Source organism: Novosphingobium sp., assembly GCF_025351285.1.
In the GTDB taxonomy this organism is placed as follows: Bacteria; Pseudomonadota; Alphaproteobacteria; order Sphingomonadales; family Sphingomonadaceae; genus Novosphingobium.
In genome coordinates this window covers 17,640-30,292 of sequence record NZ_JANXWG010000105.1, presented here as the reverse complement: position 1 = coordinate 30,292, position 12,653 = coordinate 17,640, and the positions used below count along the sequence as shown (strand labels likewise).

The window sequence follows — 12,653 nt, the reverse complement described above, 5'->3', positions numbered from 1 at the left end:
CTCAACGCGTCACCATCAACCGCGCAACCGTCCACAACAGCGCTGGCTTCGACATCGTCACGCGGCGACGCGGTGGTGCCCAACCCAGAGCCTCGGTGCGGGCGAGCACTTTCGAGTAGACCGCCTCCATCAACCTCGGCGCCAGCAGATGACCGCGCGGGCGCGAGGCAAGGACCGCGTGGGCCTTGGCGTAATGCGCGTGCGCAACCTGGGCGACCGTCCGACAAGCGGCATCGACCCGCGGATCGGCCATTACGTCCATCGGCGTAGTCAACGCAATTCCGGCCCCCGTCAGCGCCTCCTCCGGCAGATAGACGCGGCCGATCGCGGCGTCCTCATCGATGTCGCGCAAGATGTTGGTCAATTGCAGCGCGCGGCCAAGGTCATAAGCCAGCGCAATTCCGGGCGCTTCGTCCATGCCGAACACCCGCACCGACAGCCGGCCCACTGCCGAAGCGACGCGATCGCAATACAAATCGAGTTCGGCCATCGCTGGCCAGCGGATATCGCGCGCAACGTCCATGGCCATGCCGTCGATCACCGCTTCGAAATCCTCGCGGCGCAGTGCAAAACGCGCCACCGCCTCGACCAGCAACGCCGCCTGGCCGGGATCGCGCCCCGCGTAGAGCGCATCGAGATCATGGCGCCACCGGTCGAGCGCAACAGCGCGGCTCGGGCGGTCGCCCACGTCGTCATCGGCAATGTCGTCGACCATCCGGCAGAAGCCGTAGATCGCGTACATCGCCTCTCGCTCGGCGCGCGGCAGCACGCGCATCCCGGCGTAGAACGAACTGCCCGAAACCTGGGCCTGCAATGCGGCGGGCGTGGTATCGGGATTCATGCTGCGCGCCTGAACAACACGGGCAGCGCGGCGCGCGCGGCGATGAACGCGGCCTCGGCCTTGCCGTGATGGACCCGCTGGCTGAGCGGATCGAAGCGCTCGAGCCGTGCCACAAGGCTGGTGGCCAGCCGATGGATTGCGGCCACTTCGGCGGCGAGACGGCGGTCGCGGATCATATCGGCAAAGCCGGCCGATTGGTAAAGCAAATTGCGTGTGCGCCGGGCGAGAGACACGATCGTGGCTGCAAGCGCCGGGCTGGCTCGGTCTGCTCCGAGATTCTCGATGCGCGCACCTTGCGCTGCGAGCGCATCTGCAGGAAGGTAAACTCTTCCGATCGTGCGATAATCCTTGCCGCAGTCCTGGAGGTGATTGATCACTTGCAACGCGGCGCAAAGCGCATCGTTGGCCGGCCAGATTGCACGATCCTCGCCATGCACGTCGAGCACGAAGCGCCCGACCGGCATCGCCGAATAGCGACAATACCCGATCAGCGCGTCCCAATCGGCATAATGATCAACCGTTACATCGCGCTCGAAAGCGGTGAGCAAGTCGGTTGCATGGACCGGATCGAGGCCGTGCTTTGCCATGACCGAGCCAAGCACCACTGCTTCCGAGATACCGCCCGGCTCACCGGCCAGTCCGGCGCGCATGGCTGCGAGCTGCTCCGTCTTCACAGTCGGCGCAGCAGTCTCGTGATCGGCAATGTCATCGGCCGCACGAGCGAAACGGTAGAACGCCATGATCGGCGCCCGGTGCTCAGGCCGCAGCAGCACGCTGGCGACCGGAAAATTTTCGTCGCGGTGGCCCTTCCCCGAATCAAGGGCGCCAGAAGCGCGCGATTCAACCTTCATCGCGTCACCGCCTGTGCCCGCCCCTTCCACATGCCCCCGCGTCCCCGATACTGCTGCCACGCCGATAGCAAGGTGCAGCCAGCGTAGAAAGCCGCGATTGCCGGCAGTGCCACGCCCCACAGCGGCGACCGCTGGTAGAAGCGCAGCATGGGCTGGAAGCTGACCGCCATCAGCGCCCAGGCTCCGGCCCCGACCAGTTGCGTGATGCCGTTCGCGAACAGTGCCAGCAGCGGCGGCGCCATATAAACCAGCCCCAGCCCGAGCACCGTGCCGATCAGCGCCAGCGGATTGTAGCGAAGTTGCGCATAAGCCGAACGCGCGATCATCGCCACGATCGTACCCGCAGTCTCGTACCCGCGGATGCTCTGCGACCGGTCGGTCAGCCCCAGCCACACCCGACCCTGTCGTTTGAGCGCCGCACCCAGCGCGCAATCGTCGATCAGCGCGTTGCGGATCGCGGCAATGCCACCCGCCCGTTCCAGCGCATCACGCCGCACCAGCATGCACCCGCCCGCCGCCGCGCCGATGCCGGAAGGCCGGTTCACCCGCCCGAACGGATAGAGTAGCTGGAAAAAGAACACGAACGCGGGGACAAGTGCACGTTCGGCCAGGCTCTCACAGCGCAGTTTGGCCATCAGCGAAACCAGCACCAGCCCCCGCGCTTCGGCCCGCGTCACCAGCGTGCGCAGCGTATCGGGTGCATGCGCGATGTCGGCATCGGTCAGCCACAGGTAGCGCGAGGTCTGCCCGGCCTGTGCAACGCCTTGCGACACCGCCCACAGCTTGCCCGTCCAGCCCGGCGCCAGTGGCGTTCCGGTCAGGATCTCCAACCGCTCTGCACCCGTTGCCCGTCTGGCAATCCCGGCGGTGCCGTCGCTGCTCGAATCATCGACCAGGATGACGCGGAATGGCCCCGGGTAAACCTGCGCCAGCAAACTGCCGATCGAGCGCGCGATCACTTCGGCCTCATCGCGCGCCGGCACAACCGCGATCACTTCGGGCCATTGCACAGGCTCTGGCGGCATGTCGCGCGCATCACGCTCTCGCGTCAGCCAGAAGCCATCGCGGCCCACGATCAGCCCGATCCAGATCAGCAGCGACAATCCACCGATCGCCATGGCCAATTGCCCGGCCATCACGCCAACATCCCTTGCGCGCCGAACCATGCAAGCGCGTCCGCAATCGCCTCCTGCCACGGCCGCGCGCGGTAACCCAATTCGGCCTCTGCCTTGGCCGAAGTGTAGAACATGCGATGCGCCGCCATGCGCAGCGAATCGACGGTGAGGAACGGTTCCTTGCCCGTAATCCGCGCCAGCGCTTCGTTGGCATGGGCCAGTGGGAACAACAGCTTGCGCGGGATCACGATCGTTGGCGGCTTGCGCCTGACTTGCGCGGCGATTTCGGCCAGCATCGCGCCCAGCGTCACGTCCTCGCCGCCCAGGATGTAGCGTTCGCCGATCCGGCCCCGCTCCATTGCAGCCAAGTGCCCTAGCGCGACGTCATCGACGTGAACCAGGTTCAGCCCGCTGTCGACAAACGCCGGCATCTTGCCCCGCGCTGCTTCGACGATGATCCGCCCGGTCGGTGTGGGCTTGACGTCGTGCGGGCCGATCGGCGTGGACGGGTTGACGATCACCGCCGGCAAACCTTGCGCCACCATCGCCTCTACCAGCCGTTCGGCCACGACCTTGCTGCGCTTGTACGCGCCCACCGCCTTTTCCGGGGTTGCCGCGCGGGTCTCGTCGGCCGCACTGCCGTCGAGAGGCTTCAGCGTGGCGACGCTGCTGGTGTAAACCACGCGTTCGACCCCGGCATCGCGCGCCGTCACCATCACGGTTTGCGCGCCGGCCAGATTGTTGCGGACGATCTCCTCGGTATCGGGCGCCCAGATCCGGTAATCGGCGGCGACGTGGTACAAATGCCGCACCCCCGCCATCGCCCGCGCCATCGACGCCGGATCGCGCGCATCGCCTTCGACCAAAGTCCCCGGAAAGTCGGCCAGATTGGCGCGCGGGCTGGTGCTGCGGACCAATCCGCGCACCGTGGCACCGCGCGCGCCGAGCGCACGCGCCACCGCCGAGCCGACAAAGCCCGACACACCGGTTACCAGCACGATGTCCGTAGCCCTGCTCACGCCCATGAGCCTACACACGACGGGCGCGCGGCGCTAGGGAGGGACTATGGCGCTTGCCCACAACATTCTTGCAGGGGTCGGCTGGGCGCTGGTGGTGCTGTCGGTGGCGGGATCTGTCTACACGCTGGCTGCGGCGGGGGTGCTGGTGCGGTTTTTGGGTCGTCGTAACACACGGCCCGCTCGCAGCGATGCGGTCACATTGCTCAAGCCGCTTTACGGCGCCGAACCGCGATTGCTGGACAACCTGGCGAGCTTCTGCACGCTCGATCACGCGGGGCCGCTCCAGATCGTGGTAGGGGTACAGCGCGCAGATGACCCCGCGCTCGATGCTGTCGCCCACTTACGCGGGCGCTTTCCGAAAGTGCGGATCGATCTGGTGACGGGCGCGGACGTTGCGGGGGCGAACCGCAAGGTTGCCAACCTGATCGCGATGGCGCCGCACGCTGTGCACCCGGTACTGGTGCTGAGCGATAGTGATATGGCGGCGCCCCAGGACTACCTCGTGCAGATCCTCCCGGCACTCGACACTCCCGGCGTCGGGGCGGTGACTTGCGCCTATCACGGGCGCGGCGATGCCGGATTGTGGTCGCGGATGGGTGCGGCGGGGCTCGATTGGCAAATGCTGCCCGGCGTGGTGTTCGGCACGCGCACCGGCCTTGCAACGCCCTGCATGGGATCTACGATCGCGTTGCATGCCGAAACGCTGGCGGCGATCGGCGGGTTCGAGGTCTTTGCCGGAACGCTGGCCGATGATTACGCGATCGGTGCCGCGATTCGTGCGCGGGGCGAAACCGTGGTGGTTCCGCCCCTGCTGGTCACGCACGGTTCGGCCGATCGGTCGCTGGCGGAGTTGTGGCGCCACGAAGTGCGCTGGGCGGCGACCGTGCTGGGGGTCGAACCGATCGGCCATGTTGCCAGCGTGATCGCGATGCCGCTGCCGCTGGCCATGCTGGCGCTGCCCTTGGTGCCATCCGCAGGGCAAGTTGCGCTCATCCTCGCATGGGTGGCGCGGGCCGTGCTGGTGCAGGCAAGTGCTGGCGTTTCGGGTGAAAAGCCATTCGGATCGACCATCCTGGCCATCGCACTGTTGCCGATACGCGACATTCTCGGCTTTGCCGTCTATATTGCCAGCTTCGGCGCGCGATCGGTTGTTTGGCGCGGCGAAAAACTGACTATGAAGCCTGAAGGCCGGATCGAAACCGGCGCGGAGATCTCTGCATGACCCCCGGTACGAAGTTGCGCACGCTTTTCCTTCAGGGCCCCTCGTTCGATGGGTTCGATGGTGGCGCCGGTGCGCGCTACCAGATGAAGCGCGAGGTCAAATCGTTCTGGTATCCGACCTGGCTGGCGCAGCCGGCCGCAATGGTAGAAGGCAGCAAGCTGATCGACGCACCCGCGCACGACCAGAGCTGGGACGACATTGCGCACGAATTCGACGAGCGCGATCTCGTCATCCTCCATACCTCCACCCCCAGCTTCCGCCAGGACGTGCAGACCGCCGAACTGATCAAGGCGCGCAAGCCCTCGATCGTGATCGGCTTCGTCGGCGCCAAAGTGGCGGTCGAGCCCGACAAGAGCCTGGCCGCCAGCAGCGCGATCGATTTCGTGGCGCGCGAGGAATACGATTTCACCATCGTGGAAATCGCCGAAGGCCGCCCGCTGAGCGAGGTCGACGGGATCACGTATCGGGTTAAGGATGGGCGCGCACCCGAGGGCACCTTCATCCGCAACAAGGATCGCGCCATCATCGAGGACATGGACGTGCTGCCGATGGTCAGCCCGATCTATCGCCGCGATCTCGATCTCACCAGGTATTTCGGCGGCTACCAGCGCCACCCCTATGTCTCGTTCTACACCGGGCGCGGGTGCAAGAGCCGCTGCACCTTCTGCCTGTGGCCGCAGACGATCAGCGGCCACCGCTATCGCCACCGCACCGTGCCCAAGGTGATCGAGGAGGTGAAATACGTCCTGGCCGAAATGCCCGAGATCAAGGAAATCTTCTTCGACGACGACACCCTGGCCGATGCGCACGATTTCGTGATCGAGCTTTCGGGCGAACTGGCCAAGCTCGGCTTCGGCAAGCCCGGTTTTCCCGTCACCTGGGGCTGCAACGCCAAGGCCAACGTGCCGATGAAGGTGTTGACCGCGATGAAGCAGGGTGGCTGCCGCGTGCTGCTGGTCGGCTACGAAAGCGGCAACCAGCAGATCCTCCACAACATCAAGAAGGGCCTGCTGACCAAGGTCGCGCGCCAGTTCACCAAGGACGCCCACAGCCTGGGCCTGACGATCCATGGTACTTTCATCCTCGGCCTGCCGGGCGAGACGCTCGAAACGATCGAGGAGACGATCAACTACGCCAAGGAGCTCGATCCACACACGATCCAGGTGTCGCTGGCCGCGCCCTATCCGGGCACGTTCCTCTACAAGCAGGCGATCGAAAACAACTGGTTCGATGGCAGCGACCACTTGCTGACCGACGGCGGCAACCAGATCGCGCAGCTTTCGTACCCGCACCTGCCGGCATCGGTGATTTTCGACAAAGTCGAGGAATTCTACAAGCGCTTCTATTTCCGCCCGTCGAAGATCGGTTCGATCGTGTGGGAAATGCTGCGCGACTGGGACATGCTGAAGCGCCGCCTGCGCGAAGGCGTGGAATTCTTCGACTTCCTGCGCCGCCGGAAGGTGGACGCCTGAGCGACGATTCCATCCGCCGGCTTGTCATAACCGCCGACGATTTCGGCGCGGCGGTCGCGGTCAACGAAGCGGTTGAACGGGCGCACCGCGAGGGCATCCTCACCGCCGCCAGCCTGATGGTTGCGGGCGAGGCTGCCGCGGACGCGGTGGCGCGCGCGCGGACGATGCCCGATCTGGGCGTGGGCCTGCATTTGGTGCTGGTGGAAGGCCGACCATCGCTGCCGCCCGAACAGGTGCCAGACCTTGTCGACAGCCACGGGCGTTTCCGCGAAGACATGGTGCGCTCGGCGATAGCCATGGCGTTCATCCCCCGCGTACGCCGCCAGCTTTTCGCCGAAGTCGAGGCGCAGTTCGCGGCCTTTGCGGCGACCGGGCTGAAACTCGACCACGTCAACGCGCACAAGCATTTTCACCTGCATCCGGTCATCGCCTCGGCCATGATTGCGGCAGGTCGCAAGCACGCGATGGTTGCCGCGCGCGCACCGGTGGAGCCGCGTGACGTGCTGGCGGCGATCAAGCCCGGCGCCCCCCCGCGCCGCGATCCGGCGGGGCCGTGGGTGCGGCTCGTGCGGAGCAGGCTGCGGCGCGCCGGGCTCACCGTGCCCGACCAGGTGTTCGGGCTGGCATGGTCGGGCGCAATCACGCCCGAACGGTTGCGCGGGTTGATCGAGCACCTCCCGCCCGGCCTGACCGAGATATACACCCACCCCGCCACCGGCGCCTATCCCGGTTCGGCCCCCGGCTATGGCTATGCAACCGAACTCTGGGCGCTGATCGATCCTCTTGCCAAGCAGGCAATCGCGCGCGAAGGCATCGTGCTCGGGTCCTTCTGCAGTTTCGCGGGAGGCTGAACTTGGGCAATAGCGGAGACCGCGTCTGAAAATCTATGCGCGGGCAGGCATCCTGCTCGCCACCCTTGCCGGACTTGGCGCGGCGGCCTGGGCGTTCGGCGCGGCCGGGCTTCACAATGTGCTGGTTGCGGCGGCGCGCGTGGGTCCGGCCGGGTTCATCGCATTTTGCCTCTACACCGGGGCGATCTTCGTGCTGCTCGGCGGTGCGTGGCTGGCTTCGGCGCCGGGCGAGCCGGTGCGAAGGCTGGGGCTGTTCGTATGGGCGCGGATGCTGCGCGAGGCGGTGGCCGATCTGCTGCCGTTCTCGCAACTCGGTGGCATCGTGGTGGGCACGCGTTCGCTGCTGCTGGCAGGCGTGCCGGGCCCTAGGACATACGCCTCGATGATTGTCGACATGACCACCGAAATGGCTGCGCAACTGGTGTTCACCCTGTTCGGGCTGGCCACCATGGCCAGCCTGCTCGTGGCAGGGCCCAATGCCGACCAATTGCGCCCGCTGATCCTGGGTGGGACTGCTGCGATGATCGCGATAATGATCGTGTTCTTTTCCGTGCAAAGGCCTGCGCTGGCACTGGCTGAACGGCTGGCCGGGCATTTCCTGCCCGAATCGGCGGATCGCGTGGGCGAGTTGGGCACCGAACTGCGCGCGATTTACGCTCGCCCGGCGCGGATCGGACTGGCTTTCGCGCTCAATCTGGCCGGCTGGATCGCGAGCGCGTTGGGGGCGTGGTTCGTGCTGAACGCGATGGGTTCGCGGATGTCGGTGTGGGCGGTGCTGAGCCTCGAAAGCCTGATCTTCACGCTGCGCAGCGTGGCCTTCGCCATCCCCTCGGCGATCGGCGTGCAGGAGGCCGCCTATGCGCTGGCGGCGCCGCTGTTCGGCCTGCCGCCCGAATCTGCGCTCGCGCTGTCGCTGGTCAAACGCGCGCGCGAGATCGCGATCGGCATACCGACGTTGCTGGCCTGGCAGGCCAGCGAAGCACGCGCAGTAATCGCCGGTTAGCGCGGCGCGGAAAGGCTGGTGTTGAAGAACGCCAGCGTATCGTCCAGCAGCGGCGCCTTGCTACGAAACGGCTTCGAAATCGCCATGATCAGGTCGTTGTGATCGAGCCCCTGGTATTGCTTCAGCGCGGTTGTACGGCTGCCCAGTGCCTGCTGCCGCGCCGCGAGATTCACGGCATTGCGTGGACGCACTTCGGTGTCGGCGGTGCCCGTCACCAGCAACAGTGGCGGCGCATCGGCACGCGCGAAGTGGATCGGCTGGGTTTGCTGCGGATCGGGCGCCTGCCCCATCGCATCGATCGAACGGCGCTTGTCGAACGGATAGAAATCGTAAGGCCCGGCCCACCCGGCCGCGGCGCGCACCACACCGGGCTCGACGCCCACCGCCTGAAGGTAGCGCGGATCGAGCGCCAGCATGACCGCGAGATATGCGCCGGCCGAATGCCCGGCCAGAACGATCTTGTCGGGATCACCACCATACTTGGCGATGTTGTCATGCGTCCAGCGCACCGCCGCCGCCGCATCCTGCACGAACGCCGGGAAGCGCACTTGCGGCACCAGCCGGTAATCGGGCAGCACCACGACATAGCCACGTGCGGCGAAAGCCTTGGCAACGAAAGGATAATCCTGCCGTGCGCCCTTGGCCCAACCGCCGCCGTAGAAGAATACCAGTACCGGCTTGCGCTCCGCCAGGCCTGACGGCTTCGTCCAGACGTCGAGCCCGCCGCGCGGGCCGGGCATGAACGTCACGTCGGCGGCGACGCGCTGCACCCCGCCATCGCCAGGCGTCAGATCGTTGAGCACATTGAGCGATCGCGGCGGCGAATAGAGATAAATGCCGCCCGCCGCAGCCAGCAGCGCCACCAGCAACACCAGCGTTCCGATCACCAACTTGCGCATCCGTTATTCCTTCGGTCAGTCGGCGAGATCGGTCATGCCCGCAAATCCCATCGGCGCGTAGGGCCCCAGGATCAGTTGTTCGAACGTGCCCAGGCCATGCCGCAGCGGCTCGCCCTTGCGGCGCAATTCGACGCGCGACAGGCGCTGGACGTGGAACAGATCGTACGATGCCGGATCGAGCGCATCGAGCACCCAGTCCTCGCGCTCGACCGCCAGTTCGCCGTGGAACAGGCCGTGGCCCCAGGTGGGGTTCACATAGCCGATCCCCTTCATCTGGAACCGCGCGAACGGCGTGAACACCGCCTCTGTCACCGAACCATCGGGCTCGGTGATCGCAAGCTCGCCATAACGCGGCCAGCGCGTGCCGCCGCTGTTGCGCGAATCGAGCTTGGCGTTGTGGCTGACGACCGCCGCATCGGCCTTGCCACCATCCGCGATCTGCACCGCAGCCAGGTTGAAGGCCTTGCCGTCGGCATCGGCGTTGACGTGGAAATAGAGGCTGCAGTCTTCGAAATTGGTCGGCGTCCATTGCCAGAAGAAGCCGGGCATGACCGCGGGCGCGTGCGGTTGCGCATCGCTGGCGCCGACCGGGCGGACCCCCCAACTGCGATCGCGCGTGCCGAACGCGCCTTCGCCGAAGGTCGATCGCACGCCGTCGCATTCCACCCAGCCCGAAACGCGGCAGTTCTGCGTCAGCCGCGTATAATCCATGAACGTGCGCGGCCCGATCCGCTGGATGAAACGCGGTTCCTGGATCGGAAAATGGCGCCCTTCGAACACCAGTTCGGCGCTGATCCCCTGTTCGGGCGCAACGGTGACCTTGAGCCGTTGCAGCGGTTCGATCACCTCTATCGTGATCGGCCCGACCGTCAGTTCCAGCCGCTCCATATTGAGAATGCGCGATGCATGGAGCGAGGTCTGCACGCCATCACGCACCAGCGAGATGTGCGCGTCTGCGATGTTCAGGTGCGGATAGACCCCGAACGCGATCGCCACGAAGGCACTGCCATCGGGCAGATAGGCGTTGAAGAAATAGCGATCGTAGAAATTGCGATCGGTGCCCGCGAACGCGATCGGCTCGGCGGTCTGGTGGATCGGGTAGTCATCGCCCTTGGTCAGCATTGTTTCCGCCTCTCCCGCTTATCGCGCAGTCTTGGCGCGGCTGCGGGCTGTCTGGCAAGCGGCAAGTCAGCAGGACCTCAACTCAGCGCGTAATCGCTGACGTAGGCGTTGGTCTTGCGCTCCATGCCGAATGTGCTGGTGGGGCCATGACCGGGCAAGAAGGTTACGTCGTTGCCCAGCGGCCACAGCTTCTTTGTGATCGCATCGATCAGGTCCTGGTGATTGCCCATCGGGAAATCGGTGCGCCCGATCGAGCCCTTGAACAGCACATCGCCCACGATCGCGAAGTGGCTGGGCGCGTGGTAGAACACGACATGGCCGGGGGTGTGGCCGGGACAGTGGATCACGTCGAGTACCAGATCACCCACCGTCACCGTATCGCCGTCGTGGAGCCAACGGGTCGGTTCGAACACCTCGCCCGGAATGCCGAAATTGCGGCTGTCATCGCCCAGCTTGGCGATCCAGAAGCGATCGGCTTCCTGCGGCCCTTCGATCGGCACGCCCAGATCGCGCGCGAGCACCCCGGCCGAACCGCAATGATCGAGGTGACCATGCGTGATCAGCAACTTCTCGACCGTCACCCCGGCGCGCTCGACCGCCAGTTTCAATCGGTCGAGATCGCCACCCGGATCGACCAGCGCCGCCTTCATCGTGCGCGTGCACCACACCAGCGAGCAGTTCTGCTCAAATGCGGTGACGGGGATGATGGCAACCTTCATCGGCGGAACGTCTGGCGTCGGCGATTCTGCGGGGCTTTGATTCATGCCATCGAGATGGCGGGGCAGCGGAGCAATTGCAACCGCCCAGACGATTGCCAACGCCGGCCGCGCCGCCGCCGTCAGATCCGGCCGCCTTTCCACACCACGCGACCCAATATCTCGACATCGGCGAGCGGATATTCGCTGCGCCCATAAGCGGCATTATCGCTGATCACCCGCACCAGCCCGGCCGCGGCCGGCTCAAGCCGCTTCACCAGCAGAACCCCGTCGATCCGCACGACGTGAATGCCCGCGCGCAACGGCCGGGGCGTGCGATCGACCAGGATCTCGTCGCCGTCATGGAGCGTGGGCTCCATGCTGTCTCCCTCCACCGCGATCACGGTCAGCACCGCCGGTTCGAAGCCTTGCTGCGTCAGCCAGCGCCGCGAAAAGCGCAACTGCCCGACGGGGGTCTCCTCTGCCGGAAATGCGCCGGGACCAGCCGACGCGCCAAGCGGAAGCCGCGGCACATCGATCCAAGGCGCGGCCGTGCGGCGCGAGCTCTGGGCTGCCGTTGCCTGTTCGCCGTGAAATTCGGGCGCACCGAGCTCGCTTTCGGATACGCCGAAGAATGCCGCAAGCTGGTGACGATCGCGCTCTTCGAGCCGGCGCGGCGACCCCTTGCGGACGAATTGCTGCAAATACGTGGTGTTGCGCCCGAGCAGACCCGAGAGCGCGGCCAAGCTGACGCCCTTGCTGCCGGCCAGTTCCAGCAATCGTGCGCGCGGGTTGCGGTCTTCCATGGCTTCCATCCTTCCGACGTACATTCGCCTGCGGCCCTCAATCCATTTCCGAGGTGATTTCCTCTAGCTTTGTAGGATTTCTACGTCAACATAGGAAATGTCCTATCAACATTCACTCTGGAGGGATTCGCAATGCTGATGCGCAAGATCGAGAGGTTCCTTGCCAAAACCGGCATGCCCGTGACCAAATTCGGCAGGCTCGCCGCGCACGATCCGCGGCTGGTCGGCGATTTGCGCAATGGCCGTGAACCCCGAACATCGTTGTCCTCCCGCATAGAACATTTCATGAACACTTATGGAAAGCAAGACCATGTTGCCTGACCGCACACCAACACAGCGACTTACCGGCCGGCCAGTCCGGAGCAACCGTTCGGGCAGCAGCCGGCTGATCGATGCAGTTGCCGTACTGGCGAACTCGGGAATTCTGACAGATCATCGCGAGACTTCGTGGGCATCGATCACGTTTGCAGGCACGCGGCACGGCATGACCTGGCTGTTCAGCGGAGCAGAGGCGGTGGAATGCGGTGAAGCATTTATCGCCGCCTTGCCCGATCACGAATTCAGGATACCCGGCTGCCTTGTTGCCGACGCCACGATCGTTGAGGTTTCAAGCAGCCAGTTGCCCGAGCCCATGATGACTTTGACAATCGAGATCCTGCTCCTCGAAGAAGCCTGATCCGAAACTTCGGCCCTTGTCTTTCGACTTGCGGCCGGTGCGCCTCCCCCAAGGCGCACCGGCCGCACTGCCGACGAACTG

At 65.4% G+C, this 12,653-nt stretch carries 14 protein-coding genes; 6 read left to right on the top strand and 8 right to left on the bottom strand.

Annotated elements, in window-relative coordinates:
- Position 1: 1 nt before the first annotated feature.
- From hpnD to hpnA, 4 genes are read right to left on the bottom strand one after another with little or no spacing between them, the layout of a single operon-like run.
- Positions 2 to 841, bottom strand: a complete 840-nt coding sequence (gene hpnD, locus Q0R16_RS13170) for a presqualene diphosphate synthase HpnD (protein WP_295636772.1) — start codon at positions 839 to 841, stop codon at positions 2 to 4.
- The gene (hpnC, locus tag Q0R16_RS13165; RefSeq protein ID WP_295636770.1) at positions 838 to 1,692 is read right to left on the bottom strand and encodes a squalene synthase HpnC; all 855 of its coding nucleotides are present in this window, start codon (positions 1,690 to 1,692) and stop codon (positions 838 to 840) included. Before hpnC ends, hpnD begins: the two co-directional genes overlap by 4 nt.
- On the bottom strand, positions 1,689 to 2,828 hold the full coding sequence (locus tag Q0R16_RS13160) for a glycosyltransferase (RefSeq protein WP_295636767.1): 1,140 nt from the start codon (positions 2,826 to 2,828) through the stop codon (positions 1,689 to 1,691). Before Q0R16_RS13160 ends, hpnC begins: the two co-directional genes overlap by 4 nt.
- Positions 2,828 to 3,826: a hopanoid-associated sugar epimerase gene (gene hpnA / locus Q0R16_RS13155; RefSeq protein WP_295636765.1), complete on the bottom strand. Its 999-nt coding sequence runs from the start codon at positions 3,824 to 3,826 to the stop codon at positions 2,828 to 2,830. Before hpnA ends, Q0R16_RS13160 begins: the two co-directional genes overlap by 1 nt.
- Before the next feature lie 46 nt (positions 3,827 to 3,872).
- On the opposite strand from hpnA, the gene hpnI reads away from it, so the two are divergent.
- From hpnI to Q0R16_RS13135, 4 genes are read left to right on the top strand one after another with little or no spacing between them, the layout of a single operon-like run.
- Positions 3,873 to 5,048: a bacteriohopanetetrol glucosamine biosynthesis glycosyltransferase HpnI gene (hpnI, locus tag Q0R16_RS13150; protein WP_295636762.1), complete on the top strand. Its 1,176-nt coding sequence runs from the start codon at positions 3,873 to 3,875 to the stop codon at positions 5,046 to 5,048.
- Complete coding sequence (gene hpnJ, locus Q0R16_RS13145) at positions 5,045 to 6,520, top strand: hopanoid biosynthesis associated radical SAM protein HpnJ (protein WP_295636759.1); 1,476 nt, start codon at positions 5,045 to 5,047, stop codon at positions 6,518 to 6,520. The genes hpnI and hpnJ overlap by 4 nt, the downstream gene beginning before the upstream one ends.
- Before the next feature lie 11 nt (positions 6,521 to 6,531).
- The gene (hpnK, locus tag Q0R16_RS13140; RefSeq protein ID WP_295636976.1) at positions 6,532 to 7,371 is read left to right on the top strand and encodes a hopanoid biosynthesis-associated protein HpnK; all 840 of its coding nucleotides are present in this window, start codon (positions 6,532 to 6,534) and stop codon (positions 7,369 to 7,371) included.
- Between the two features lie 25 nt (positions 7,372 to 7,396).
- Positions 7,397 to 8,374 carry a lysylphosphatidylglycerol synthase domain-containing protein gene (locus Q0R16_RS13135; RefSeq protein WP_295636973.1) on the top strand — a complete coding sequence of 326 codons (978 nt, stop codon included), beginning with the start codon at positions 7,397 to 7,399 and terminating at the stop codon, positions 8,372 to 8,374.
- On the opposite strand, the gene Q0R16_RS13130 is transcribed toward Q0R16_RS13135, so the two are convergent.
- The 4 genes from Q0R16_RS13130 to Q0R16_RS13115 form a co-directional block, all read right to left on the bottom strand.
- Positions 8,371 to 9,273: an alpha/beta hydrolase gene (locus tag Q0R16_RS13130; RefSeq protein WP_295636756.1), complete on the bottom strand. Its 903-nt coding sequence runs from the start codon at positions 9,271 to 9,273 to the stop codon at positions 8,371 to 8,373. The genes Q0R16_RS13135 and Q0R16_RS13130 overlap by 4 nt on opposite strands.
- 15 nt (positions 9,274 to 9,288) lie before the next feature.
- A complete protein-coding gene (locus Q0R16_RS13125; RefSeq protein ID WP_295636753.1) occupies positions 9,289 to 10,395 on the bottom strand; it encodes a hypothetical protein in 1,107 nt (368 codons plus the stop codon).
- Between the two features lie 77 nt (positions 10,396 to 10,472).
- On the bottom strand, positions 10,473 to 11,159 hold the full coding sequence (locus Q0R16_RS13120) for an MBL fold metallo-hydrolase (protein ID WP_295636750.1): 687 nt from the start codon (positions 11,157 to 11,159) through the stop codon (positions 10,473 to 10,475).
- Positions 11,160 to 11,233: 74 nt separating this feature from the next.
- A complete protein-coding gene (locus Q0R16_RS13115; RefSeq protein WP_295636747.1) occupies positions 11,234 to 11,896 on the bottom strand; it encodes a LexA family transcriptional regulator in 663 nt (220 codons plus the stop codon).
- Between the two features lie 132 nt (positions 11,897 to 12,028).
- On the opposite strand from Q0R16_RS13115, the gene Q0R16_RS13110 reads away from it, so the two are divergent.
- The gene (locus tag Q0R16_RS13110) at positions 12,029 to 12,217 is read left to right on the top strand and encodes a hypothetical protein (protein ID WP_295636745.1); all 189 of its coding nucleotides are present in this window, start codon (positions 12,029 to 12,031) and stop codon (positions 12,215 to 12,217) included.
- Between the two features lie 163 nt (positions 12,218 to 12,380).
- Complete coding sequence (locus Q0R16_RS13105; protein WP_295636744.1) at positions 12,381 to 12,572, top strand: hypothetical protein; 192 nt, start codon at positions 12,381 to 12,383, stop codon at positions 12,570 to 12,572.
- Positions 12,573 to 12,653: the final 81 nt, after the last annotated feature.